General features: G+C 62.2%; 26 protein-coding genes and 1 pseudogene. 7 read left to right on the plus strand and 20 right to left on the minus strand.

Going from position 1 to position 24,763, the window contains the following annotated elements:
• Nucleotides 1-115: 115 nt before the first annotated feature.
• The 4 genes from AC1DW9_RS26435 to AC1DW9_RS26450 form a co-directional block, all read right to left on the minus strand.
• Entirely contained in the window at nt 116-361 is a 246-nt protein-coding gene (locus AC1DW9_RS26435; protein WP_476777077.1) for a hypothetical protein, read from the minus strand.
• Complete coding sequence (locus AC1DW9_RS26440; protein ID WP_476777078.1) at nt 358-594, minus strand: hypothetical protein; 237 nt, start codon at nt 592-594, stop codon at nt 358-360. The genes AC1DW9_RS26435 and AC1DW9_RS26440 overlap by 4 nt, the downstream gene beginning before the upstream one ends.
• 135 nt (nt 595-729) lie before the next feature.
• A complete protein-coding gene (locus tag AC1DW9_RS26445) occupies nt 730-1,740 on the minus strand; it encodes a S1C family serine protease (protein WP_476777079.1) in 1,011 nt (336 codons plus the stop codon).
• A gap of 488 nt (nt 1,741-2,228) precedes the next feature.
• On the minus strand, nt 2,229-3,191 hold the full coding sequence (locus AC1DW9_RS26450; RefSeq protein WP_476777080.1) for an AraC-like ligand-binding domain-containing protein: 963 nt from the start codon (nt 3,189-3,191) through the stop codon (nt 2,229-2,231).
• Nucleotides 3,192-3,404: 213 nt separating this feature from the next.
• On the opposite strand from AC1DW9_RS26450, the gene AC1DW9_RS26455 reads away from it, so the two are divergent.
• The gene (locus AC1DW9_RS26455; protein WP_476777081.1) at nt 3,405-5,039 is read left to right on the plus strand and encodes a putative bifunctional diguanylate cyclase/phosphodiesterase; all 1,635 of its coding nucleotides are present in this window, start codon (nt 3,405-3,407) and stop codon (nt 5,037-5,039) included.
• A gap of 342 nt (nt 5,040-5,381) precedes the next feature.
• Here the strand turns inward: AC1DW9_RS26455 and AC1DW9_RS26460 are convergent, their stop codons facing one another.
• Together AC1DW9_RS26460 and AC1DW9_RS26465 are read right to left on the minus strand one after the other, a co-directional pair.
• A complete protein-coding gene (locus tag AC1DW9_RS26460) occupies nt 5,382-5,672 on the minus strand; it encodes a hypothetical protein (protein WP_476777082.1) in 291 nt (96 codons plus the stop codon).
• Nucleotides 5,673-5,985: 313 nt separating this feature from the next.
• Complete coding sequence (locus AC1DW9_RS26465) at nt 5,986-6,342, minus strand: hypothetical protein (RefSeq protein ID WP_476777083.1); 357 nt, start codon at nt 6,340-6,342, stop codon at nt 5,986-5,988.
• A gap of 498 nt (nt 6,343-6,840) precedes the next feature.
• Between AC1DW9_RS26465 and AC1DW9_RS26470 the strand changes: the two genes are divergently transcribed.
• Entirely contained in the window at nt 6,841-9,702 is a 2,862-nt protein-coding gene (locus AC1DW9_RS26470; RefSeq protein WP_476777084.1) for a penicillin-binding protein 1A, read from the plus strand.
• An 8-nt stretch (nt 9,703-9,710) separates the two neighbouring features.
• Nucleotides 9,711-10,718 carry a hypothetical protein gene (locus AC1DW9_RS26475; RefSeq protein WP_476777085.1) on the plus strand — a complete coding sequence of 336 codons (1,008 nt, stop codon included), beginning with the start codon at nt 9,711-9,713 and terminating at the stop codon, nt 10,716-10,718.
• Between the two features lie 44 nt (nt 10,719-10,762).
• Here AC1DW9_RS26475 and AC1DW9_RS26480 read toward each other — a convergent pair whose 3' ends face one another.
• The 5 genes from AC1DW9_RS26480 to AC1DW9_RS26500 form a co-directional block, all read right to left on the minus strand.
• The gene (locus AC1DW9_RS26480; RefSeq protein ID WP_476777086.1) at nt 10,763-11,401 is read right to left on the minus strand and encodes a hypothetical protein; all 639 of its coding nucleotides are present in this window, start codon (nt 11,399-11,401) and stop codon (nt 10,763-10,765) included.
• Nucleotides 11,402-11,905: 504 nt separating this feature from the next.
• Entirely contained in the window at nt 11,906-12,193 is a 288-nt protein-coding gene (locus AC1DW9_RS26485) for a DUF6894 family protein (protein WP_476777087.1), read from the minus strand.
• Between the two features lie 201 nt (nt 12,194-12,394).
• Nucleotides 12,395-12,931: a hypothetical protein gene (locus AC1DW9_RS26490; protein ID WP_476777088.1), complete on the minus strand. Its 537-nt coding sequence runs from the start codon at nt 12,929-12,931 to the stop codon at nt 12,395-12,397.
• Between the two features lie 11 nt (nt 12,932-12,942).
• Nucleotides 12,943-13,242, minus strand: coding sequence for a PepSY domain-containing protein (locus tag AC1DW9_RS26495; protein ID WP_476777089.1), 300 nt, complete (start codon nt 13,240-13,242; stop codon nt 12,943-12,945).
• A gap of 1,064 nt (nt 13,243-14,306) precedes the next feature.
• The gene (locus tag AC1DW9_RS26500; RefSeq protein WP_476777090.1) at nt 14,307-14,837 is read right to left on the minus strand and encodes a helix-turn-helix transcriptional regulator; all 531 of its coding nucleotides are present in this window, start codon (nt 14,835-14,837) and stop codon (nt 14,307-14,309) included.
• Between the two features lie 508 nt (nt 14,838-15,345).
• Between AC1DW9_RS26500 and AC1DW9_RS26505 the strand changes: the two genes are divergently transcribed.
• Nucleotides 15,346-15,636, plus strand: coding sequence for a hypothetical protein (locus AC1DW9_RS26505; RefSeq protein ID WP_476777091.1), 291 nt, complete (start codon nt 15,346-15,348; stop codon nt 15,634-15,636).
• A 19-nt stretch (nt 15,637-15,655) separates the two neighbouring features.
• Here the strand turns inward: AC1DW9_RS26505 and AC1DW9_RS26510 are convergent, their stop codons facing one another.
• From AC1DW9_RS26510 to AC1DW9_RS26520, 3 genes are read right to left on the minus strand one after another with little or no spacing between them, the layout of a single operon-like run.
• Nucleotides 15,656-17,896, minus strand: a complete 2,241-nt coding sequence (locus AC1DW9_RS26510) for a xanthine dehydrogenase family protein molybdopterin-binding subunit (RefSeq protein WP_476855224.1) — start codon at nt 17,894-17,896, stop codon at nt 15,656-15,658.
• Nucleotides 17,897-17,908: 12 nt separating this feature from the next.
• Complete coding sequence (locus AC1DW9_RS26515; RefSeq protein WP_476777093.1) at nt 17,909-18,937, minus strand: FAD binding domain-containing protein; 1,029 nt, start codon at nt 18,935-18,937, stop codon at nt 17,909-17,911.
• Nucleotides 18,934-19,515 carry a (2Fe-2S)-binding protein gene (locus AC1DW9_RS26520; protein ID WP_476777094.1) on the minus strand — a complete coding sequence of 194 codons (582 nt, stop codon included), beginning with the start codon at nt 19,513-19,515 and terminating at the stop codon, nt 18,934-18,936. The genes AC1DW9_RS26515 and AC1DW9_RS26520 overlap by 4 nt, the downstream gene beginning before the upstream one ends.
• A 223-nt stretch (nt 19,516-19,738) precedes the next feature.
• Between AC1DW9_RS26520 and AC1DW9_RS26525 the strand changes: the two genes are divergently transcribed.
• Entirely contained in the window at nt 19,739-19,978 is a 240-nt protein-coding gene (locus tag AC1DW9_RS26525) for a DUF2171 domain-containing protein (protein WP_476777095.1), read from the plus strand.
• 122 nt (nt 19,979-20,100) lie between these two features.
• Here AC1DW9_RS26525 and AC1DW9_RS26530 read toward each other — a convergent pair.
• Nucleotides 20,101-20,457 (minus strand): annotated as a pseudogene (locus AC1DW9_RS26530) (DUF1214 domain-containing protein); the annotation flags it as partial.
• A 585-nt stretch (nt 20,458-21,042) separates the two neighbouring features.
• On the opposite strand from AC1DW9_RS26530, the gene AC1DW9_RS26535 reads away from it, so the two are divergent.
• The gene (locus AC1DW9_RS26535) at nt 21,043-21,972 is read left to right on the plus strand and encodes a hypothetical protein (protein ID WP_476855225.1); all 930 of its coding nucleotides are present in this window, start codon (nt 21,043-21,045) and stop codon (nt 21,970-21,972) included.
• A 104-nt stretch (nt 21,973-22,076) separates the two neighbouring features.
• On the opposite strand, the gene AC1DW9_RS26540 is transcribed toward AC1DW9_RS26535, so the two are convergent.
• From AC1DW9_RS26540 to AC1DW9_RS26555, 4 genes are all read right to left on the minus strand, one after another.
• A complete protein-coding gene (locus AC1DW9_RS26540; RefSeq protein ID WP_476855226.1) occupies nt 22,077-22,349 on the minus strand; it encodes a hypothetical protein in 273 nt (90 codons plus the stop codon).
• Nucleotides 22,350-22,424: 75 nt separating this feature from the next.
• Nucleotides 22,425-22,850 (minus strand): DUF1236 domain-containing protein, encoded by a 426-nt coding sequence (locus tag AC1DW9_RS26545; protein ID WP_476776187.1) that lies wholly within the window; start codon nt 22,848-22,850, stop codon nt 22,425-22,427.
• Nucleotides 22,851-23,187: 337 nt separating this feature from the next.
• A complete protein-coding gene (locus AC1DW9_RS26550; protein ID WP_476855227.1) occupies nt 23,188-23,553 on the minus strand; it encodes a YkvA family protein in 366 nt (121 codons plus the stop codon).
• Nucleotides 23,554-23,689: 136 nt separating this feature from the next.
• Nucleotides 23,690-23,878 (minus strand): leucine zipper domain-containing protein, encoded by a 189-nt coding sequence (locus AC1DW9_RS26555; RefSeq protein ID WP_476777268.1) that lies wholly within the window; start codon nt 23,876-23,878, stop codon nt 23,690-23,692.
• Between the two features lie 110 nt (nt 23,879-23,988).
• On the opposite strand from AC1DW9_RS26555, the gene AC1DW9_RS26560 reads away from it, so the two are divergent.
• A complete protein-coding gene (locus AC1DW9_RS26560) occupies nt 23,989-24,144 on the plus strand; it encodes a hypothetical protein (protein ID WP_476777269.1) in 156 nt (51 codons plus the stop codon).
• 216 nt (nt 24,145-24,360) lie between these two features.
• Here AC1DW9_RS26560 and AC1DW9_RS26565 read toward each other — a convergent pair whose 3' ends face one another.
• Nucleotides 24,361-24,747 carry a response regulator gene (locus AC1DW9_RS26565; RefSeq protein ID WP_476777270.1) on the minus strand — a complete coding sequence of 129 codons (387 nt, stop codon included), beginning with the start codon at nt 24,745-24,747 and terminating at the stop codon, nt 24,361-24,363.
• Between the last annotated feature and the right edge of the window lie 16 nt (nt 24,748-24,763).

The raw sequence follows: 24,763 nt of genomic DNA on the forward strand, positions 1-24,763 counted from the left end.
GCGCGCGGGCTTGCCGAAATGACGGGATATCGCTGGCCAATCCGCGTTGGAGCCACGTCTCGGGTGCCACCATCCCTGTGACCGGTGGTCATCCGATCATTTGACTGAGAACGGCTCAGTCCTTCCTGAGCTTCCCGAGATTGCCCGGCAGCCCCGAAAAGGGAAGATCGTCCGGCGTGAGCAAGCTGTGGGACGGGGCCGGCCCGTGACTGTTCTCGTCCTTGTCCGCCTCATTCCAGCGGCGGATCTCAGCGGTGAGCTGACGGAACTCGGCCGCCTGCGGAGATCCTTCGGGCGCGTCGCTCAACGCGGCGGCGCGCTGTACGGCAGCCTCATATTCCTCGTGGTTTCTGAGCGTCATGTCCGGGAATCCACTTGAGAGTTGTCGCTGGCGGCATTCTCGTCGAGCAGGCCTGAGGCTGCGCGCAACAGCGTCTCCGGAGGTGCGATGTCTTCTTGAAGATGCCATTCCACGAACTCACGACTCTCTCCCGACCGTTCCGCCAAGAGAGCAACCCAATCGCGGCGCGGGAACGCTGCATTCATGCGCAGCGCAAGATCCTGGCCGGAAGCAACTGGCTCTGAGGGTCCCATGTGAGCCTCCCGTGTTTCCTGAGATGAAGGGGGCCTCGCGAACGAGCACGGCTTCGTCAACGACTTCAATGAGTTCGCGTCCATCCGTTTTGCTGCGTGAGCCCATGCGGCTGAAGCAGTCACGGGGAACGGCCTTCATGTCCCCCGCCTCTCGCGCGGGGTGACCTCAATGACCTGCCGGCGGCCATTGCGCAGCAGTCCCAAGGCGGTGGGCCGGCCGATCTTATCCTCGGCCAGCAGGCGCACGAGGTCGTCGGCGCCGGAGACACGGGTGCCGTCGACCGCCACGATGATGTCTCCTGCCCGTATGCCGGCCACATCAGCCGCGCCTCCGCCCTCCACGGAGTCGACCATGACGCCAGCCGCCTGATCCACGTCAGCCGCAACCTGGATGCGACGGGCGATCACGGCCGGGTGCGCCGCGATGCCGATCGAGGCCCGGCGGACCCGGCCGTGGCGGATGAGGCCGCCCATCACGAAGCTCGCCGTGTTCGACCCCACCGCGAAGCTGATGCCTTGCGCGCCCATGATCATGGCGCTGTTGATGCCGATGACCTCGCCCCGCGATGACACCAGCGCGCCGCCCGAATTGCCCGGATTGAGCGCAGCATCGGTCTGGATCACATCGTCGATCAGCCGGCCGTTCTTGGCGCGCAGCGAGCGGCCGAGCGCCGAGATCACGCCGACCGTCACCGTCGCCTCGAACCCGAGCGGGTTGCCGATGGCGACGGCGATCTGTCCTCGCTTCAGCAGCCCGCTGTCACCGAGACGGCCCGTCGGCAGGCTCACGGGCGGTTCGGCATGGACGAGCGCCAGATCGGTATCCGGGTCATCGCCGATCAGACGCGCATCGAAATGCCGTCCGTCTGGCATCTGCACCCCGACCCGCGCCGAGCCTTGCACGACATGGCTGTTGGTGAGAATGAGCCCGTCCGGCGACAGGATCACGCCCGAGCCGGAGCCGGAGGGGCGCCCGTGCCTGCGGACATCAAGCCTGACGACGGCCGGGCCCACCCGCTCCACCACGTCGGTGACGGCAAGCGAATAAGCATCGAGCAGCGCGCCATCGCTTGCTGGTGAGAGCGGAGGCGTGGACGAATCGAAGTCGTCCTCGTTGAGGACGAAGCGAGGTGTAACGTCGAGCATTGGTGGAACCGCCCTGCGTTGTTTGCCAGGATATGGCGACGCGGCCCCCGCCGAAGAAGGGCTGAGCCCGGCCAGGTCCCGGACACGAGGAACCATGGAGCGATACCGCGTGAATTCTTACTTTCCGCCCGGACCAGTCGAACGGAAAATCAATGCAATCTCACCAGCAGGCGGCTCCGTTCGCACGCCCAACCGGTAAGCCGCCCGCTCCCGCCCTCGCCTGCCCATATGGCTAGTGGACGAGATCCAGGTCCCGGCGCATCTCTATTCCATGCCCTTTCGCCAGCATGCATTCCGGAGGCCCCATGAGCACAGACATCCAGGATGTTTCCACGGCGCTGGAAGGAATCGTCCAGCGTCTGGCGTCGAGCCTCGTTTCGGTCATATCTCATCGCACGCAGGCATCAGGCTTCGTCTGGCGCGACGGCCTCATCGTCACGTCGAATGGCTCGCAGTCACCCCCTATCGGGATTAGCCGACACCTTCGGCTATGGGGTGCGGGCGGCCCGAGCGCGACGATACTCGCTCGGCAACGGACCAAAGGCGTGCCTGAACTTCCGACCAAAATGAGTCATGTCTGAGAACCCCCATGCGTAGGCAATCTCGCTCACCGAGCGATGGGCTTGGGCCGGATCTTCCAGCGCCTTTCGGCAGCGCTCAAGCCGCCTCTCCTGGATCAGGCGCGAGATGGAGGTATGTTCGTCAGCCAGGACGGAATTGGCATATCGCACCCTCACGCCTGCGGTCGAGGCGATCGCTGACGCGTTGAGCCGTGGATTTTGCAGACCCGCTTCTATGGCCGCGCGCACTCGCATGCGGGCGAGCAATCGTGCCGTAGAGGCATTCGGAGGCAGGTCGCCCATTGCCGTGCCGATAGACAGTGCAACGAGGTCAAGGGCCTGATTTCTGACCAGCCCCTCCGCCAGCGAATCAAGCCGCCCCACATAATTGGGCACCGCGGCAAGAAATTCCCCGGTCAAACCGACCGTCGGCTCCGTTGAGCGGAGATTGTACGCAACGATGGACCGCATCGAACCGATGCGCCCCTCGAGTTCGCGTCGCGGCGCCTTGACGACCAGCAGGTGCGAGTTGGGCGAGAATTCCGCGACATAGGGCGAGCGCGGATCGAGAAGCGTGATGTCCCCTGGTTCCAGCAAGACCTGACGACCTTCCTGCTCCACAATCAAGCGGCCCGCGCCCTGTCTACAGATCAGAACCTCTTCAGGATCCGCCTGCGCTGCATGGCCGGCATTATGGGCGACGGTCATCGCAGCATTGCTGAATTCCACGAGCTTGAAGTCAGCAAGCTCGCCCGCTCGCAGTTCGGCGTGAAATCTCGGCCGGCAACTGGGACTTGAATCGTGATTGGTCACGTTCTGGCATGCAACGCTGTGCCAGTAGTCAAAGCGATCGCGACCGGGGACGTCCGTCGTCGAGAAGACCAGCTTCATTCGTATCTCCCGGCAATGCCGAATTGCCGATCATCAGTGCCTGCCAAGCCGATTGCCCGGAACCTCTCGCGGCTAAGGTCCAGAGCGAACGATCCGGCGAGAACAGGTCCGCATGAGCCATTCACCGCTAATCTACTTCGGCAAACTCATTCGATTAACGAAGTGCCGAGCCCCTCGTCCAACCAAAAGATCCCCTGGGCGGTGGTCAGGAGCGTGATTGATCTGTCGCCGGATGGCGTCCTCGTCAGCGATCTGGGGGATAAGGACTGCGGGTTGACCTATGTCAATCGGGCATTCGAGCGCATCACCGGCTACTCCAGCAGCGAAGCGATTGGAAAGAACTGCCGCTACCTACAGGGCGGCGATCGCCTACAGCCCGAGATCCGGGACATCCGCCGGGCAATCGAACGTCGTCGCAGCATTTGCGTGACTCTTCGCAACTACCACAAGGACGGTACGCCGTTCTGGAATGAGTTGAGGCTCGAACCGATCAGTGCCGCAAACGGCCAGCCGACACATTATCTCGGCCTGATGCGTGATGTGACAACGCGCAAGCGAGCCCTGGACAAGATCGAGCGCAGCGCGCGCTTCGATCTGCTGACCGGATCGCTGAACCGCAATGCTTTCGCCGAGGAGGTGGCAGGCCTCGCTGCCACGGGCAAAGGTCCTGTGCTGATCGCAAAGCTGGATGTCGCGGGCTTTCATGACATCAACTCCGGCTATGGCTTCGACGTCGGCGATCAGGTTCTCGTCCAAATCGCCGAACGCATAGGCAGCGCCGGCATCGGCGTCGTGGGACGCATCGACTCGAATGAATTTGCGCTGGTAAAGCCGCTCGTGAGCTCCGATGAAGGCCCTGAAATCATCAAGAGGGTGATCTCTGCATTGTCGGCCACCTTCGTCGTTTCCGGAGCGACGATCACCATTCGGTTTGCCACCGGCTTCGTGGTCGCCGAGGCCGGCTTCGACACGAGGTTGGTGCTCGGTCGGGCCGGAGCCGCCCTCCGGCGCTCGAAATCCTCTCCATCCCGCGAGGCGTGCGAGTTCAGGGCCGAGGACGAAATTCAGAGTCGCAACCGCATTCGCCTGACGAACGAAATGCAAAAGGCGCTGGCGAACGACGAGTTCGGATTTCAGTATCAGCCCAAGGTTGATCTTTGCACAGGTGCGGTCGTTGGCGCAGAAGCCTTGCTGCGCTGGCGGCACGGATTGTTCGGCACGCAGTTGCCTGGCCGCTTCATCAACCATGCCGAGGACACCGGCCTGATCCTTGAGATCAGCGCCCGAGGCCTGGGTGACGTGGCGGCGCTTGCCGCGCAGATGAACGAGCGCCGTGCCGAAAAGCTCCATTTTTCAGTCAATGTCTCCCCGGTCGAGTTCAAGTTGCGCGACATGCCAACCTTCGTCGCTGAGATCATCGCGGCCAGTGGCATCGACCCTAGCTGGCTCACCCTGGAGCTGACCGAAGATCAGATGACGGAAAATTCCCCAGCCATGATCACGGTCATGAAGCGCCTACGCGAGCTTGGCGTCGGCCTGTCGATCGATGATTTCGGGACTGGTTACGCGAATTTGCGGTATCTGGAGGACTTCCCGATCACGGAGCTTAAGATCGATCGCAGCTTTGTTCAGGGCCTGGATCAGAGCCGGTCCAAAACCATCATTGTCGAGGCTATCGTTCGTCTCTCGCAGGAACTTGGCTTCAAGATCGTCGCCGAAGGAATCGAGACCCAGGAGGAGCGTATTCGGCTGAGGGACATGGGCTGTGAACTGGGACAGGGGTACCTGTTCGGCAGGCCGATGGATTCCGAAGAATTCGCGAAAATCGTTGGAAGTGAAGAGGATTAAGCGCCATTTCGGACGAAAGATTGCCGCACAGAACGCTTAGGACCACATTCACCGAACATCCTCAGTGAGTGATCGGCGAATGGCGCTCCCACCCAGACCATAAGCATTGCGATCGCTCCGCGATTGCCGCTGCCGCGCGAACGTTCAGCTCAGAAACTTGTTCCAAGTTCAGGGCAGCGTACCGATGATAGCGTCAGGCCGGCGCGGCGAAGGCCAAAGCCAAAATGATGGAGTGACTGGCTAAATTGCCGAGTGAGGCCGGGCCATGACCGCGCGCCTCACTCCTTGTTCGGTTGGCAGGCCTACCCTGCCGAACCCTACTTGGGCTCGATGATAAACGGACTAGTCGAGTGTGTCGGCTTTCGTGTTTCCAGATGCGCCAGCAGCACCATTGGCCTTCTTCCCAGCCTTGGCTCCAGCACTGCCATTCCCGCTGACGCCTGCCTTGGTGCGTGGGGCCACGACCTCAGCATCGACGCCGGCATTTCCGCTGGCCGACGTCGCGGGACCGCCGATTGTGCCTTTTGTCTTGCCGCGAGTCTGGGTATCGACCGAGAGGCCCTGCGCCAGTGCAGGCCCCGCAAGTGCGGCAGACATCGCAAGTACAGTCACGGACAGTTTCACGCCATTCATAGGCTTCTCCTAGTCTGATTGCGCGACGGTATCGGGCAATCTCAAACGCCACTCGCCTCGAACAATTGGACCGCCGCGCTAGGTCGGAACGAGCGACGCAGACCCATGCAAACGGCGCAGCATGAACATTCTTCGGAGTTTCTGAGGTGATTTCGCGAGTCTTGTGCCGTATTGCGGCCCCGCATGTGGCAATCATGAATGCGTAGCCCGCAAGAGGGCCGGCGCTTCAGATTGTCACCGTTCGGATAGTCCCTTTCCGAAATGGCTATGCGGCTCGCGACGCCGCATAGCCAGGATGCGCGCCATACGGCGGTCAGCTCGCCCGTTTCGCAACGATGGTCAGCTCGCCGTCTTCATCGAGCTGGGCAACGACCACGTCCCGTGAAGTGAAGCCCTTCGCCGCAAGCGCCGATTTCAGCTCCGGCTCATTCTCTATAGCCGCTTGCATTTTCTGGATCTCGTCTGCCGAACGGTTGGTCACGACCTGATTCACCTGCACTTGGGCCGCAGCCGGGAGTGCATCGAGATCGACGACGCTCACCGTCTTGATAGTTGCACCGTCCCGCTGCGGTGATGTGGTTGGAGGCGTGGATTGTGACAGACCCTGCGCATTCGCGCTCCCTGCCAGAATGAATGTAGCGCCGACCATAGCTGTTATGAACTTTCGCATCGGATTTCTTTCCATGAGCGGTGGATAGTCGAATAATTCCACAATGCGAATGCGGTCAGAGACTGAAGCTGATCTGATAATTTAGCGACCATATGGTGGCAGATTTGCGATTCTAGGAACTATCTATCCTTCAAGGCAGGCCTCTAGCCGTGTTGATGCCAAGAACTCGTCCGATGCCTCGCGCGGCTTCGGCGAGGAGGGCAACGAATGCCCGGCGTGGTCGGGTCCAGTCCGCGGAGGGTCGATGTCGATCCTTAGGACAGCTACGCCGCGTGGGTCCGCCTTCGAGCGGCGAGCCAGAGTCAGCTCCTGGAGCTCCTTGCGCATGACCGAATGGCGCGAGGCAACGCAGCAACTACGTTGGTAGGATGACCAAGTGAAATTCGGCGACTTCGGTAAGACGTCCGCCGCGACGGGAACCTTCTCCTCAACCGGTTGTTGGTATTGATCTGTTCGCTATGAGCGGACTTACGAGGCGGCTGTTCGCGCGTCAGCAGAATGGACACGATCCTCATCAAGATCTTCGCCACGGCGCTTACGTTCAGCCAGGTTACTACCCGGCCGGATGCGGTGAAGACCGAGTTCGACACCGTGAGCGGCCGCGCCGAGGTGGCGCAGCTCCTGAATGCCGGCTGCGTCCACATGCGCAAGGCTTTTGACATCGAGGACATCAACCTCGACGATTTGATCGCCACCGCGACGGATGACAAGGAGGACCTGAGCGCGGAGATCAAGGCGCTCAAGGGCTTGAAACTGGCCGACCTGCACGGGGCCTATCGGCAGTTCTGCAAGCTCGAGAACGTGGAGAACTCGTCCGTCGATCTCGGTCAGGTCATCACCTTCTACAACGACTCGGTCAAGGACCTGCCCGACGTTGCGCAACTCAAGCATCTTCAGCCGGGCATGAGCGTGATCCTCGGCAGCAAGGGCGAGCGCTTTGCGGAGGTTTACACGCCGAACAACCGCCGTCTCCCGGTGCCGCTCGTCGAGATCCCGGACGTAGTCCGCAACGCCTTCATCGCCGCCGAAGACAAGCGCTTCTATCAGCACGCAGGCATCGATGAGCGCGGGCTGGTGCGCGCGTTCATCGGAAATTTGGCGCAGCCGGGACGGCCGCAGGGCGGCTCGACCATTACGCAGCAGGTCGCCAAGAACCTGCTTGTCGGGAACGACGTCACCTACGAAAGAAAATTGCGCGAGATGATCGTCGCCTCCCGCATGGAGCGCGCCCTGACCAAGGCGGAGATTCTCGAGCTCTATCTCAACTCGATCTATCTCGGTCGCGGAGCATGGGGTATCGAATTGGCTGCGCAGAGCTATTTCGGTAAACCGGCGAAGGCGCTATCCGCAGTCGAGGGTGCGCTGATCGCCGGGCTCGCCAAGGGACCGAACGCCTTCAATCCCGATCGTCACCCCGCGCGTGCTCACGCGCGCATGGCTTACGTGCTAGGGCGCATGCACGAGGACGGCATGATCGACGCCGCCACGGCGCAGGCGGACTTGCCGCAACTTGTCGCATACAAGCCGATGCGGCGGGACCTGGGGTTCCACTTTGTCGACTACGTCGCCCGGGAGGCAAAGGCGGCCGCCAAGCTCGATACGCTCACACAGTCGTCCTACACGGTGCGCGCGACCATCAATCCGGCCTTGCAGCGTGTCACGGAGTCAGTGTTGCAGGAAGGCCTCGCGCGGTACGAGTTGAGCACCGTTCGTTCCAAATTCACGGGACCCGAGGCGAACATCTCCGAAGCCGTCCGTCTTGTCGCGGCGGATCCGACGCTCGTGGAGCCGGCCTGGCTCGCGACGCTGAAGACGACAAGACTGCCGCTCTACGATGTTCACTGGGAATCGGCGGTCGTGCTGGACAATACGTACGGCAAACGCGGCAACGCGATCACGATCGGCCTGATCGACGGACGCATCCTGCCGCTGAACACCTGGAGCGCCGCGATTCGGCGCAATCTCAAACCGTACGACGTCGTCTACGTGCAGGTGCCCGACGCCAGAGGCAAGCAAACGGCACGGGCCGATCTCCGCGTTCGGCCGGGTGTGCAGGGGGCGGTGCTCGTGCTTGAGAATCAGACCGGCCGTATTCTCGCGATGGCCGGCGGCTTTTCCTATCCGGCAAGTCAGCTCAACCGTGTCGTTCAGAGCGCGCGGCAACCCGGCTCGACCGTGAAGCCCCTGACCTATCTTGCCGCTCTGCAAAAAGGCTTGCAACCCAATACGCTGGTGATGGACGCACCCATCACGCTGGCGCCGATTGGCGCAACGGCCGACGCGCGCCAGCGCGGTTTCTGGTCGCCGAAGAACTACGATGGCGGCGCTTTGGGCGCCATCACGCTGCGCGGCGCGCTGGAAAATTCCCGCAATCTCGCTACCGTGCAACTGCTCGCCACCGGCCTCGCCGACAGCGCCGAGCACGGCCTCGACCGCGTCTGCGAGCTTGCAATGGAAGCGCAGCTCTACAAGGACTGCATGCGCTACTATCCGTTCGTGCTTGGTGCCCAGGCCGTACGGCTTATTGATCTTGCTGCGTTCTATGCGGCAATCGCCAATGAAGGCGCCCTGCCCCGTCCATATGCTATCGAAAGCATCGAACAGGGCGGCCGCCCGATCTACCGGCACGATTCGAATGCCCCGACCTGGATCGGCTCCGCCGATCGAGCCTCGTTCTACCAGTTGAAATCGATGTTGCAGGGCGTCCTCGCACGTGGAACTGCGCGCGTAGTGAAGCATCTCTCACCCTATGTCGGCGGCAAGACCGGGACCACCGACGACACGGCCGATGCTTGGTTCGTCGGCTTCAGCAACGACATAACTATCGCCATCTGGGTGGGCTACGACAACGGCGACGGCGAACGCCGCACGCTCGGGCGGGGTCAGACCGGGGGCAAAGTGGCGCTGCCGATATTCGAGCCGATCATGCAGGCGGCCTGGGAGGTGCAGGCCCCCAAGACGGCGTTGCGGGGACCATCGCGCGACGCCATGCGTCAGCTCGCTACCTTTGCGATCGACCCTTACACTGGTGATCCGGCGCCGGCCGGCTCCAAGCACGCTTTCACCGAGTATCTCAGGAGAGACGCGTCAGGCAGAATCGGTGACACGCAATTCCAGATCGTCTCCCGCGCAGAGAGCTACGCCCGACATCGCAGCGACGACGGCGAAGACCATGAGCCATTCGAGCAATGGTCCCCCGACAGGCCTCGCTACGGCGACAACCGCCCGTTCCCGATCGCGCCTTGGCGTCTTGTTCCACGCGAAAATCCCCCTTGGGGCGGATATTTCGATGACGATGACCGGCTTCCGCGACCGCCGCGACGCGTTGACCCCGACTATTTCTGGCGGCGGCTCCAGTGAGCATTGCCATGAGAACCAGCCGCACCGCTCTTCTCCTTACCGCCTGGCTGGTCGCGCACACGGGCGCGGACGCGCAGGAGTTATGGCTGGAAGATGTACCGGCCGTCGCCGGCGTTCCAATTGCTCATATCAAGCCGCGCAGCGTTATCTTTGCCGACCAGGGCGACGCCAAGCTCGCCGATCCCTCGACCGGTCTCATTGCCTTCGAAGCGTGGGCGCGCGCGCGCCCGGTTCAGCAGCGCTTCCTCTCGCTTTTCCCGACCTTCCTCGAGCCCACCGGCAACGAGCAGGCAAAACTCAGGCTTTCGATTTACCTGGCGGAAGCCCGCTTTCGACTAACGAGACCGGCGGCGGCGCTGGATCTGTCGCGCTATGCCAATATCGCGTTCCTCGAGCGTGTCGATCCGGCGGTCAAGCACCAGCCGATCGCGGCAGCCGACGCCATTCCCAATAAAGCCGCGGGCGCCGCACGCAGCCGCCCGCCCGATCGCCGCTGGTGCGAGGAGGCTACGGCGACCTGCACACAGTCTCGCTATGTGTTCGAAGGAAAAATCCCGGCTGGCATTCAGCTCGCCAACAAGCTGCGCGAGGAGAGCAAGAAACCCATTCCGGATTTCGTCGAGTTCCAGAGCGAGATCAGGATCCTCGCCGGACCGGACCTCGCCGAACTGCCGAGCCTAACCGGGCTCGATTCGCAGGTTACCAGTGCCCTCGAGCAAAACATCTTTTGGGCCAACCAGGTCATGCAGTTCGGCAAGCTTCTCGCCGTGGTGCAACAGCATCCAACCGAGCCGAACGCCGCCATTGCGACGGTCTACATCGTGGTCGCGGTCAGGAACGACGTGCTGAACAAGCAAAGGGAATACAGCAAGACACCGGTCCTTCGGAACCTCGTGCCCGGCCAACTGCTCATGGGCAACAGCTCCTTCAACAGCGGCAACTCGCTGAGCGCCGGTCTGCCGAAATACGCAAGAACCCGTATCAAGGCGATCGCCGACATGCTGGATCGGGAATGAGCGGTTGAGCCACCGATACATGCCACCACTGCTGGATCCGCGGCTTATTGGTCCTCGTCCAATTTCTTGTTCAGCTCAGGATCGAGCTTGTTTCGATCGACCGACTGATAGAACGCCACAGGTCTGCATCGCCCCTCGACATCCGCCAGGACAATGGCCGTCCACGGACCCGTGGTTTCGCCCGAACTGTCGCGCGAGTCGGGGCGGGCGTCCGGCATGACCTTGCGCGGAACGATCACATACCACGCGCGATTATCCGCTGCGGCCTTTGCCGCTGCCGCATACTCGTCCAGGATTGCGCGCAGACTCTTGCGCATTTCTTCTTCAGTTTCCCCGCGCAGGTATTTTCGGGCGGATTTTCCGGCCTCTCCGTACTCATGGTGAATGTTCAACTGGAGTCGCGCGTCATCCACTTCGATCTTCGTGGCCAGGATCACCGCTCCGCCCTCGCGAAGATAGTCCCGAACCCGCACGTCGCAGGCCAGAAATCTATCTGCGGGAGGTTGCGCGGCGGTCGCTGCGGGAGGGACGGCGGTAAGAGGCCGGGTCTTCCTTCTTCGGGCGGCATCCGCAGGCGTCGCCGCCACGGCGACGCTCAGAACCGCCCCGATAAGCACAACCGGAAGAACGGCTTTCATGATTGTGCTGCCCATGCCCGTGTTGGGCATAAACGCGCTCGGCATGCCCCTGGTTCCACGGCCTGAGCAAGCAGAAATGACTACGAGATCCTAAGGTATCAGCGCCGGGATGACCCAGGACAACCGTCGTTAGAGCGTGAGCAACTCGCGGGCAGCATTTGAGGATTATGAGGACGAATTCGAGTTCATCCGACGGGTGCCCCATCCGCGGAGTGGCTCGCGGCCACGGCCCCGCCTCATGGGCCAGCGTCGCCCTGTTCTCTTCCCGTCGAGGGAACGTCACAAATGCCGATATCGACGGCCGAGCGCGGCAAGAGGCCTAGGTGATATAGGCATCGTGGGAACCGCAGCCGCCGTCGGCCAGGCGATCTTTCACGCGATTAGGCAAATGTGTACGCAGCCTGCCGATCACGATCGACAAGCTCATGGCCGAGTGAGGGTCCGGGTCTTCTTGGAATGTGCTTGGCGCCGCCTCGGCATCCTGATTGTGGCGCCCGGTTGTAGGCCGCAGTTTCCAGCAGCAGTGCGCCACTCAAGATGATGCCTATCTCACGGTTCCGTCTTGCGGGGCACCGTCTGCCGAAGTTGAGAGGGGGGAACTGGCGTTAGCCACTGGCTACTGAGCGTCAGCTTCGCTGCAAAAATGGGGGTTCCATCGGCGTAGCGGATTCTCATATCCACTCTCAGGTCGTCACTGGCCTGGATATGCTCGGCGATAATGTCGCCGAGACTTGAAAGCGCCGAAAGACGCGCGGCGACGTGATCTTCAAGGTCTATTCCTTCGTCGTCTACGACCAGTTCGGTGTTGATCTCGATGTCGAAAAAATACTGGGCCATGCATTCTCATCCGTGACGACGTCGCCAAGTTCCCGATCCCATCGGCACATACATTCGTGGCCTTGCGCCCACCGCTGAGAAGGTGATCGATCGAGATAGCGGCGCGGGGTGGCAGGCTGTTGGTGCAAACTCCTAGACCACCAGCCGCATGCAAAATTGCTGAAGGAGGCCCCGTCATTGCTGATGGGGGCTCCTGGTCAGTTAAATCGAGGGCCGCACATACGGCGGAGCTTCGGGATCGAACTGTGTCCAGCCCTCCCTCTCATAGGCAGCGCGCCGGTCGATTGTGTTGATGGGTGTCGCGCCGTCCATGATTGCCACGACCGTAGGTGCCTGTTCGTCGGTTGCCCGCACAGCCACAACGCTGCCGCCTCGCCTCACCGCCTCTGCGTAGTAGTGGGCGTCCTTTTCATTGACGCCCGAACTCGTCAGGGCGCCCACAAGCCCCCCGGCGACGGCGCCGGTCGCGGCTCCCGCGGCGGTAGCAGCAAGCCAGCCAGCGGCCACCACAGGGCCGATGCCGGGGATCGCAATCAGGCCGAGGCCCGCCAGCAATCCGGCGGCACCGCCGATCAAGCCGCCGACTCCAGCCCCCTCGCCCGTGTGGCTTTCATCGACATCGGCGTGGCGGCCGACAAGGCTGATATCGGAATCCGCGACGCCAGCGTCCTTCAGCTTTCGCACCACGGACTCAGCCTGCTGATAGGTATCGTACGAACGCGTGATTGTCTGGGTCATCTGCGAGATCCTCAGTTGCGCGTAATGTTGCCGCGGTAATCAACGCTCACGTTGACCGGCTGGCCATCGTGCGTCGCCCTGCCCTTCCAAACGCCGTTGTCGTCCTTCTTCAGTTCGGACACTGCGGTGTAGCCGTTGGCCTCGAGGCGGCTCTTCGCCTGGCCTTCGGTGAAGCTATTGGCACCGGGCAGCGGCGCATTCGCATCGGCGGGCGCATTTGGGGAAGGAGTAGGTGCGGTCGTCGACGTCTGCGCCTGAGCAGCCAGGACCGTCGCCCCGTAGAACGCAGCGGCGATGATCATTCGTTTCATCGGTATCTCCCTGAAACAGTTGCCATATATGCACAATCAAACCGCGCGCTCGGGCACTTGTTCCAGGGACGTCGACAGGTGCTGGCCTCCGGGCCGCGGAGGGCATGACGTCGGCGCGCGAAGCTTGGATTCCGCGGCCAGGTGCGCCACTTAGGCTCGGCAGCGAGTTCAGTGAGGCGCAAACCGAGCGCCTCGTCGACGAGAAGGCTTCCGCCGAGCTGGCATGACGGCCTTGCCGCCTCAAGATCGATGAGGAAATCGTGCCGACGATCGCGTCGTTCGGCGCGTGATCGCAACTAGTTTGGGAGGCCGATCAATCGAGCGTACTCGCACTCAGCCGCGCCGTAGGCTTTACCCGCAAAGTCTTCGAGGCCTGCACGATCTCGGAGGCTTCGCATGGAACACCTTAGACAGATGAATCCGCCTGCATGACGGCGAGGCTATGCCACTTCAAATCGTGTCTGCCCGGGGCAGGATTTGCTCCTAAGGGTAGAATTGGCCCGATCTGAATTCTCCGGCGGGCCAGCCTCACGGGAAGAGTTCTCGGTACTCTCTGGCGGCTTGAGCAGGTTGCTGCTCGCGGCGCGCCGGGGGCGGGTCCTATCGCGATTGCGCGGAACCTCGGCTTTCCAAATACGTTTCCCAGAAGGACTGCCCATGACCCCTGACTTGGCCCGCGAGGACGTCGCGGGCCTTTTTTGTTCCTCTATTGTCATTTGATGGAACAGCGAGAGGGATCTTCTACTTTTATCTGAGAGCCCGTACCCTGGGGCGCTGCCCTCGCCGGGGAGCAGGCGGATGGACCGTTCCGAAGTCTCAGAGACGTGGATTTACTACGTCGTAATCCCGATCGGGGATAGCCAGTTGCTATCTCGACTTCATGTAATGGATAGCTGGCTGAGCGAGTGGCAAATCCCTTACGAGGTCCTTTCTTCATTTGATTATTCCGCCCTACTGATCCGGTTTCCAACCGAACTCTTCGCGCATGCGTTCATCGCTGCGGACGATGCAGGGGGCACGAGTTTTCCTACCAGCCAACAATAAACACCATCCCTCACGGTTTCTCAGGGAAGGAGAGCCAGCAGAGCCAGCAACTTCACCAACTCCGCCTGACGCCGAGTACTGGTCTTGGCGAAGACCGAGGCCAGTTGCGAGCGAATGGTAGTTCGGCTGACGTTGCAGCTTCGGGCGACATCGGTGGGCTGATCGCCGCGCGCCAATTGAAGCGCAATTCGGGTCTCGGCCAAGGTGAGCCCGAACATGCGCTGAAGCATGTAAGGATTGGGTTGCAGGTGAGCCTCAAGATCGACCAGCATCACCACGCTGATACCGGGTGTAACAGCATCTGCGGGCTGAGCCTGGTTTAATATGAACGGCGCATCGTCCTTGTTCCCGATGACGATCCAGCTCATCGACCCGAGGGCCGGTCGGTTCGGCGCCCGCGCGATCAATCGCTTGAACGCGCCCATGAGTTCCGTGAGACTCTGAACTGAGCCCGTCTCGCCGCCGAGGATCAATCGGGCCGTGGGATTTGCCTCGATGATGTGCCGGTGTTCCTCTATGGCGAGGTAACCACAACCGAGGCGGTCGAGCATGCTCAAGGGCACAACGCAGTGACCCCTGTGGTGCGATGTTGCGCCCTCCTGTTGATCGAGTGCTGCTGCGCTCCAGGTTTCAGCCTTCCTTGTGATCATCGATTTAGCCCAGCCTCGTATTGTCTGTGGCAGCCCCCAATTTTCCGACGCTCTGCGAGATAAAACTCATGCGACGCCCCCCTGTTCCCTTGTTCGGTTTCCATTGCGAGCGCCGCCACGCCGTCATTAAACCGTTATAGACGCCCCCAAAATTCGGGAGTGAGCAATATGTTCCCTCGGCCGCGTGCGTCGCTGGGGTTTGCCCATTTTCCCTCCGGTGCTAGCATTCGCGGAGTCACGCCCGCCCCCGGAGGCGGGGCACTGAACGGGCGGGTTTGCAGGTGCGGTCACCGAGGCGCCCTTCGATGGCTCCTGCGCGTCCTGGCTTCGTTCGGGACTGGACATCACGCGCATCTTTGCTCAGACGACGAGGGCGGGCAGGCAGCGACGACAGAGGCTTGGCAATGTGATGAGTGCATTCCCGGCTGAAGGCTCCCGAGTGTGGAAATACGAGATCCTCATCCCCATCGGTGGGCCAGGTTTTCTATCTCGCCTTGACGAAATTGATGCGTGGCTCACTGAAGGGGATGTCGCCCATCAGGTGAAGATTATTGTTGGCTCCGGAATCGTGATCCGTTTCACAGACGAGGACTTCGCCCGGGCTTTTGCTGAGGCTTTTGCCTTGGACCCGCGCAAGCTTCGCGATGTGACGCAATCGACGGACGCGTGCCGCTGCTATCCTGACGTGGAAGATCACTGAACGGGGTCTATGCTGCTCCTCACGCCGCGAGCAGCTTGTCGACGGTGATTGGCAGGCTGCGGATGCGTTTGCCGGTCGCGTGATGAATGGCGTTGGCGATGGCCGCCGCCGTGCCGACGACGCCGATCTCGCCCAGCCCCTTCACGCCGATCGGATTGATCAGGTCGTCATGCTCCTCGACAAAGAGGACCTCGATCCCGCCGATGTCGGCATTGGCTGGTACATGATACTCGCCAAGGTTCCTGTTCATGAACCGGCCGAAGCGATGGTCGGTCAGCGTCTCCTCGTGCAGGGCCATGCCGATGCCCCAGACCACGCCGCCGATGATCTGGCTGCGCGCCGTCTTGGGGTTGAGAATGCGCCCGGCGGCGATGGCGCTCACCACCCGGGTGACGCGCACGATATTGAGCTGCTCGTCGACATGGACCTCGGCGAAGACGGCCGAATGCGTGTAGGAGGCGCGGCGCAGCGGCGCGATCAGACCGGGGCTGGCGGTTTCCTCTGCCTCGATCCGCTCGACCTGCGCGGCACTCAGGGCATCGACGATAGAGACGGCGCTTGATTGCTCCTGGCGCAACCGAACGAACCCGCCATTGAAGACGACGTCATCGATCCTGGCGCCGGACAGTGGCGATCCTTCGATGGACTTTGCGTGTTTCAGCAGGGTCTCGCACAGGCTTCGGCAGGCTACCGTTACCGCGCTCCCAGAGGAGGCCGCCGTCCAGGAGCCACCCTGGATCGGGGCTGGTGGAAGCGATGAATCGCCGAGCTTCACAGTGACGGCCTCGAGATCGAGCCCGAGTGCATCGGCCCCGATCTGGCTGAGGATCGTGTAGGTGCCCGTTCCGATATCGGATGCGGCGCAGGCGATCTCAAGCCTGCCGTCGCGCGTCAGCGTCGCGCGGGCGGAGGATTTCATCATCATCGCTTCCCAGACGCCGCTGGCCATGCCCCAGCCCACCAACTCCTTGCCACTTCGCATCGAGCGCGGCGCCGGCGTGCGCCTGTGCCAGCCGAAGCAAGCGGCGCCTTCGGCATAGCAGGCGCGCAGTTCCTTGGAGGTCAGCGGCTTGTCGTCGTTCTCGTCCCGTGTGGTGTAGTTCCTGAGCCTGAGCTCGATCGGGTCGATGCCAGCGGCACAGGACAATTCGTCCATGGCACTTTCCAGCGCGAACAGGCCTGTCGGCGCACCGGGCGCCCGCATGTCGCCGGGCGTAGGAATGTCCAGCTTGGCGAGTTCGTAGCCGAGCTTCGTCGTCCCGCTGTGGTAGAGCATGCCCGACCAGTTGACGACGTTCTCCTGATAGTCCTCGTAGGCTGAGGTCGCGGCGACCGCATGATGCCGTAGCGCGCGAATATGCCCCTCGGCATCGGCGCCGATCGCAACAGAATTGATCGTCTGCGGACGATGCGCATGGCTGAACATCTGGGCGCGGGTCATCTCGACGCGCACGGAGCGCTCAAGTGCCAGCGAAGCCATCACCGCGAGGAACAATTGGTGGTGCGGCCGCAGCGCGGAGCCAAAGGCGCCACCGACGAAGGGAGAAACGACGCGGACATCCTCGGTTGCCAGGCCGAAGACCGACGTAACATAGCCTTGCGTGTTGAGCGCGCCCTGCGTCTTGTCGTGGACGGTGATCTTCCCGTCGCCCTCCCAGACCACCGTCGTCCCGTGCAGTTCCATCGGATTATGGTGCTCGGTCGGGACGCGGTACTCGGCGCTGACCTTGATCGGGGCGTCTGCGAAGGCAGTTTCCGCGTCGCCTTTCGGATCGGGCGGCCGCGCGATGCCTGCGCGCTTCTTCGGCGGCTCATAACTGTCCCGGCGGGCGCGCTCGAGATCGGTTTCGTGCGGTTCTCGTTCATAGGACACGCCGACTAGGGAGGCTGCGTCACGGGCGGCCTCGAAGCTCGACGCGACGACCAAGGCTATCGGCTGGTCGCTGTGCTGGATGGTGGCGTCGTGGAGCGGGCGGAGCGGCTTGCCGGGCGGGGCGACCTGGTCCCGGTAGCTGCTGTCGAACCAGGCGGTGTGAGCGCGGTTCTCATGGGTGAAGATCGTCACCACACCCGGCACGGCAAGCGCTGCCGTGAGATCGAAATCGCGGATCTTGCCGCGCGGAATCGCGCTGCCGACGATGCAGCCATGAAGCAGGTCCGGAGCAACGAACTCGGCTGCATAGGTCGCGCGGCCGGTGACCTTGGCTACGCCGTCGACCCGGCTCCGCGGCGAGCCGACATGGGGATCGTTGCTGATCATGGCCGTGCTCCCTCAGGCGATGCGCTTGTCGGATTGCGATTGCGGCGTCCCGGCTGCGGCTTGGGTCAGTGCGCGAATGATGGCGCGGCGCGCGAGCTCGATCTTGAAGGCATTGTGCTCGCGGCCCTGTGCTCCTTCCAGCAGAACGTCCGCCGCCGCGGCGAAGCTCGCATCGTCGGGCTTACGGCCAATCAGCACCTCTTCTGCCTGCGGCCGACGCCAAGGCTTGTGAGCAACGCCGCCAAGTGCCAGCCGCGCATCGCGGATCGCACCGCCACTGCCCATTTCCAGACAGGCCGCGACGGAAACCAACGCGAAGGCATAAGAGAGCCGGTCGCGCAGCTTGAGATAGCTGTGGTGCTCGGCAAAACGTTGCGCCTCGGCGGGCAACTCGATGCCGGTGACGATCTCGCCCGCGCCGAGCGTCGTGTCGCGATCCGGTGAACCGTTCGGCAGCCGATGATAATCCGCCATCGCGATCGTCCGGGTGCCCTGCGGCCCGGCGACATGGACGCTCGCCGAGAGTGCGGCAAGCGCGACGCACATGTCGGAGGGATGGGTTGCGATGCAGTCGGTGCTCGCGCCGAGAATGGCATGATTGCGGTTCACGCCCTTGATCGCCGGGCAGCCGCTGCCAGGTTCGCGCTTGTTGCAGGGCAATGCGGCATCGTAAAAATAATGGCAGCGGGTGCGCTGGTTGAGATTGCCGCCGGCCGTCGCGGCGTTGCGAAGTTGTGGGGTCGCGCCCGCCAAGATCGCGCTTGACAGCAGCGGGAAAGTCCGGGCAACCAACGGGTGATAGGCGATCGTCGTATTAGAGACGAGCGCCCCCACCAGGATGCCGCCGTCCGCGGTCTCGGCGATCGTATCGAGATCCCCGAGGCGGGTGATGTCGATCAGGCGGTCCGGCTGCTCAACATCATATTTCATCAGATCGAGCAGGTTTGTGCCGCCGGCAATCAGTCGGGCGCCGGGGTCGGCTGCCAGCGCGCCGAGCGCGCCTTCGAGGCTCTCGGCCCGGAGATAAGAGAAGCGGTTCATTCTGCGGCCTCCCGCACGTGCCCTGTCTGCTGGGCGATGACGTCCTCGATGGCGTCGACGATGTTCGGATAGGCGCCACAGCGGCAGATATTCCCGCTCATCAGCTCGCGGATCTCGTCGCGGCTATGGGCGCGGCCTTCGGCGACGAGCGCCACGGCCGAGCAGATCTGTCCCGGCGTGCAATAGCCGCACTGGAATGCATCGCGCTCGATGAAGGCGCGCTGCATGGGATGCAACGCGCCATCCTCCGCCAGGCCCTCGATCGTGGTGATATCGCTGCCGTCCAGCATCACCGCGAGTTTCAGGCAGGAATTCATGCGCTCGCCATCGATCAGCACCGTGCACGCGCCGCATTGACCGTGATCGCAGCCCTTCTTGGTCCCGGTCAGTGCGAGATGGTTGCGCAAGAGATCGAGCAAGGTCGTTGCGGCATCGACCTCGATGTGAACGGGCCTGCCATTCAGGCCGAGGGTGATCTCGATTTGTTCGTCGGGAGCGAGCGTGCGGAGTGTCACGGCGATCTCCTTGGGCGCATGGTTCCGGGCGTGGTTCTGGGTGGCGCGGGCGCGCAGGTTCATCTCGACGACAACGGCTTGTGAGCACGATGTGTTCCTTCGAACAGGAACGGTTTGATCAAGCCCTAAGTTCGGCTGCTGCTTCGGGGCGGACCGTGCACCTGACCAACCCTTATGAGGCCTGCGCGCGGCGACCGAAGCGTCATGGGGCAAGGCAGGAAGCAGGCTGGAACCAACCGGCCGGCGCGTTGCAGCCTCGACCGCACTCGAAACGGGAGCTCAAACCATGATGTTCGTAGATCAGATCCGGGAAGGCCTCGAAGTCGTCGGCTCGGACCGCGGCCATGTCGGCACCATCGATGGGCTGGCGGGACAATTGCTCAAATTGAAGAAGAACGATTCCGCATCGGGTGGGACGCACCACTACCTCGATCTCGGGCTCGTCTCCGGCGTCGAGGGAAACACGATCACGGTGCTCGTACCTGCTGCTGAGGCGATGGAGCGATGGTCCGCAGAGAGCGACTAGCTCTGCTGACTGTGCAGGAACTCGATGGCTGCCAAACTGGCAGCCATCTCTCAGAGAAATTGAACTGGCTTACTCGGCCGGACGCCCGGGATACGTCCGACAACGGGGTTTGCCATTAGTGTTCACCGCCTGACGAGTTCGATCTCGCCCGGCTTCCAGGTCTTGTTGAACCACGGCTCCAGCGGGCCGTAGAGGCGAAGAATCATGAACCAGCCCTTGCCCGGAATCGTCTGCACCCAGTTGTTCTCCATTCCCGCCGGGGCCTTGGGTCCGAAGTAGACATCGACCGAACCATCCGCATTGACCTTGCCCCCCTTGTCTTGGCTGCTGACGCTTGGGGCTTGCTGGTCGGTTTGCACCATCGAGCGGGTCTGGTTGTCGTAGGCGATGACCGACCAGAAATCCTCGACCGGGATATTCGGCGGCAGGCGCAGCTTGTAAGTGTTGCCGCCATCAAAGGGATTGCCCTTCGAATCCTGAACCGAGCAGGACATTCCCAGTCGATTTGGACAGAGTCCGAGAAGGGTCGAGAGCCGGCCTTGAGCAGATCAATCGGGTATGTCCGCTTCCGGGCGATGGGCCAGAGTCGGCTTTTGGCGCCAGGCGGACGGGTAGCTGCATTGCGAACGCAATGATCGAGATGGGTGGCTTCCGGATATGTAGCGACTACCGAAAACCGGTCGCTGCCGCCAGAATAGCAAAACCGTCAGGTTTGCCTCACACCAGGACCCAACTTTGCGCGGGGCATCATGCGCTATCGTTTCCCAGTGCTAACTCTGCTTCTGTGGGCGACATTCCCGGCTTGTGGGGCGGGAGCGGCCACTCCAGTGGTCGTTGGATGCGGCAGCGGGGCCACTGATCCTGTCGCGGTCTATGCACCTTTCGGCGCCGGCCCGCTGACGCTTGCGAAGGTCCATTGCCTCCGATTTCCGCTAAGCAATTATCCCGTGTCTCCGCCGACACTGTCGCCGGACGGGAGCGCTGTCTTCGTTTTCAACAGCGTCAATGGTTTATGGCTCGCTGCTATGGAGGATGAGCCCGTTCTCCAGCGCTTCGATGGGCGCGTGACCGGCCTCATTCCCGGTGGCGACCTGCCGTTCGCGTGGTCGGAGGACGCGCGCTCGGTCCTGGGTGTCAGACAGGAGACCTCGAAACCTGGCGGCTTCGCCCTGGGGCCGCTCAAGCCTTTCCTCTTTTCGGTGGACGGCACGACGCGGCAACTGCCGGACCTCCTGAGCCCGGCCGGCCCCCTCGACGAGCTATACTGGGCGGGGCAAGCTGGAATGGCCGTGGCCGCTTTCGGGACCAGGGGCGCCTACTACCAACCAGAGCATGCTGATCCACAACCGACCATCGCGTTCGTGAATGCGCGCACCGGGCAAGTCATACAATCAATCGAGAAGAATGCTGTGCCCGGCCTCAGCGGGAATGCCAGAACCAATGCGATCGCTTCGGTTCTGGGCGCCGATGGCCGTATCCATGCCCTGATCGCCTTCTCACCCAATCAATGGGTCCTGTGGGTTCAAGGTGAGCGGCCCCAGATCGTCCCTGTCGGCGTCACGATCTGGCGGACAGAGTTCGCGCTCAGTCCCGACGGCCGCAACGTGCTTGTAATGAAGAATTTGCGCGCATTCGGCGGAAACTGCGATCGCAGCGGCTCGGACTGTTCCCAATGGACGCCTGACACAGGCACCAGCGCCGAACTGCGTGAATTGCCAAGCGGAAGGCTGATCTGGTCCGTCAATGGGACAGCAAAGGCATCGTCGAGCTACGGCGTGCCTGCGATCAGCCGGGATGGCCGATACGCGCTGATCTTGATGCTCACAGAAGATCGAGGACCAACCGCTGCCCTCATTTCCATGGAAACGGGCGAGGTGCTTCAAGAGATACCCAGCCCTGGGATCAGCGAATGTGCGATTGGCTTTTCGCGGGATAGCAGTGCTGCGTGGATCAGCTGCCGCTCACGTCTTGTGATGTATGACATCGGACCGTGATGGCCCTCCGCACAGACCTTCGCAACTTTCGCATCGGTTCCTCCTCATGACCATGCAGCGGGCTTTGGTAAGCACCAATACTCCCGCTGCTTGGTCGCCAGGCGTCAGTCGCAGATGCGCATCCGGCGCTCGACAAGCTCGCCATAGCGATTGACCCGACGCTTTATGACAGTGCGGCAATCGTCATCGTCGAGAACAGCGTGGCCTCGGAAGCCACGCCGTTCCCCGGCAAAGCGGTAGCCACGGGGCTCGTGATAGCGCGGACCATCATAGCCCGGCCGGTCGATTCCGAACTCTAACTGGACCTGCGCTTGCGCCGGAGCGCTGAAGGCGGCGGTAGCCGCGACAGCAGCGGCGAACAGGATTGGCCGTAACATGGCGCTGTCTCCTTGGTTGATCAGTGTGAACCCGATCGAATGGAGCCCACCCTGTCGGGGGTGGGCTCCATTCGATCATTCGATGATCTGCACGATCTTGCGTGTCTTCGGCTCGACCAGGACGGTCTGGTCATTGACCACGGTGTAGCGATACTCGGTCTTGCCGTAGCGAGCCGGAACCTCGCGATAGGTGACCGTGTCTGGCAGCGTTGCGCCGACCACCACCTTCTCGCGATAAGCCACCGATGGCACCTTCTGTTCCCTCACATAAGTGCGGAATTCGGTGCGCTGGTCGGCCGCTATTCCGCCGACAATCGCGCCCGCAGCAGCGCCGCCGACTGCACCCACCGCTGCCCCCGCAGGTCCGCCGACGATCGCGCCGCCGACCGCACCTGTGGCCGCGCCGCTAGCGGCTCCACCGGCCGCGCCAGAGTTCGACTGCGAGAACGCGGTCGCCGGAACGACGGCGAGCGCGGCGACCAGAACAAGATTCTTGATCATGGTTCTTCTCCCTTGATGGCCCCCGCCGCAAATCTAAACGGCTCGCCAGATCGCCTGTTCCATGAATAGTCGTTCATAAATAAAGGAATTAGAGTGTATCTACGCACACAGACTTGCTTAGGGTTGTGCCGCCGCCGCGTTGTTTCTCGTTATGCGAGCGGATGCTGGCCAGCGGAACCTTGTTTCGGCCGCGACGCATCGATTGAACTAGGCATGGATTTGAAAAGCCGCAATGATTTCGCATTATTATAGCGCTGGTTAGTGGTGATCGTGCTCGGTCAACCACAGGTGGGGCTTGCGAAGCCAACGCGATGAGCACCAATCCGGCGTGGTGCCGTTAGCGCAAATGCCGTGCAGCCCCCAAGCCGACCGCCGCCACGGCCAACATCCAGACGAAAACAATGACCGCGGCCGCTACGACGCTGCGCGGACGATCCGCACGTTCGTCGGCCTGCCTCCGGAAGTCGGCCATGATTGCCGATGGGATCAGGTGGACGGCCAGGGCAATACCGGCCGGTACGATTAGCAGGTCGTCCAGATAGCCAAGTATCGGGATGAAGTCAGGAATTAGGTCGATCGGGCTCAGGGTGTAGGCCGCCACTGCTGCTGCAACCACCTTCGCAAACCACGGTGTTCGCAGATCGCGGGCAGCAATCCATAGCGCGACGACATCACGCTTTAGCCGCCGAGCCCAGTGCTTCATTCGTTCCAACATGAGGTCCCAACTGGCAAGCGTCGGTCGGCATGCGTCCCGGAGCCTGGTGCCCACCGTTCGGGCAAGTGATGACGGATATGAGTTGCGTCATGTGGATCGCATCAGTCATTGCGAATTTAAGCGACTACCGTTCCAGCCCCATTGATCGCCTGCGCTCGCCGCCCTGCCGATGCCGGCGAAGCCAAGTATGCGCCGTGCGGCCCGAGACGCCCGCCGCCAGTGCCGCCGCCTTGACCGACCAGCCCCATTCGACCCGCTCTGCCAGCAGGGCTCGACCGCAAGGCGTCAAACGGGCATTCTGATGGACGTTCATCCGGGCACCTCCGGCGCAGGCGTTGGAGCTTCGCAACCCCCGCCTCTCAGCACCGGCCCGGATGAACAACCTTCATAGCTTCGACACCTAGGTCACGGGCCAGATGGGCGATGAACCATTTCTGCAGTCGTCATGACCTTGTCGCCGATCTCAGGGATGCTCGTCGGGTGGTGAAGGACGCCAAGCACGGAAGCGGGGACCTCAATGCCGCCCAAGCCGCGGTCGAAGCAGCCAAGGTTGCACTTGGCGAGCGAGGCCCGGTCTAGCGGGACGACGACGGCGGTTCTGACTTTATTCGGCCCTTGGCCAAGAACACCCCGGCAACTTGAGCGCCTCGATTGAGCAAGTCGGCAGAGAGGGCTAAACTCATGGGAGTTCGTCCTGTGGCGTAGGAGGGCGGCATGCAGAAATTAGACGTCGCTATGGGGCTCCTGGGCACCGCGGGCTCATTGTCGATCGACCTCCCCCTCGAACCTCTCATGCTAAACGAACGCCTGTTTGACATCGGGCTTTGGTTGATTGAACGCAAAATTCCTCATCATGCTCGCATTGTCATGCAGCCCGAGCACCGACGGATCCGCGTCAGTTTTCCCGATGCGGAAGACGCAACGGCTTTCAGGGAGCGGTTCGGCCCGCGTTTGAACTAGTCGTCTCTGCCCCAACGGAAGAGTCCTGATTGGAATTCCGATCGGACGCTCCAACACGAAATGGCCGACCGGCATCTCTATATCCGTGAACAAAACCGCAATGTCGTTGCGGGCTTTCAAAATGGCGATCGCCTCATCGGCGTGGGCGGCTTCGATGAAGTCGACCGCGTTCATCCGGAGCAGCGGCTCATCTTCGACGACCACGACAACGAACTTCGACATGACGTGCTTTCGGGTG

It is taken from the genome of Allobosea sp. P4_E12 (genome assembly GCF_056401655.1).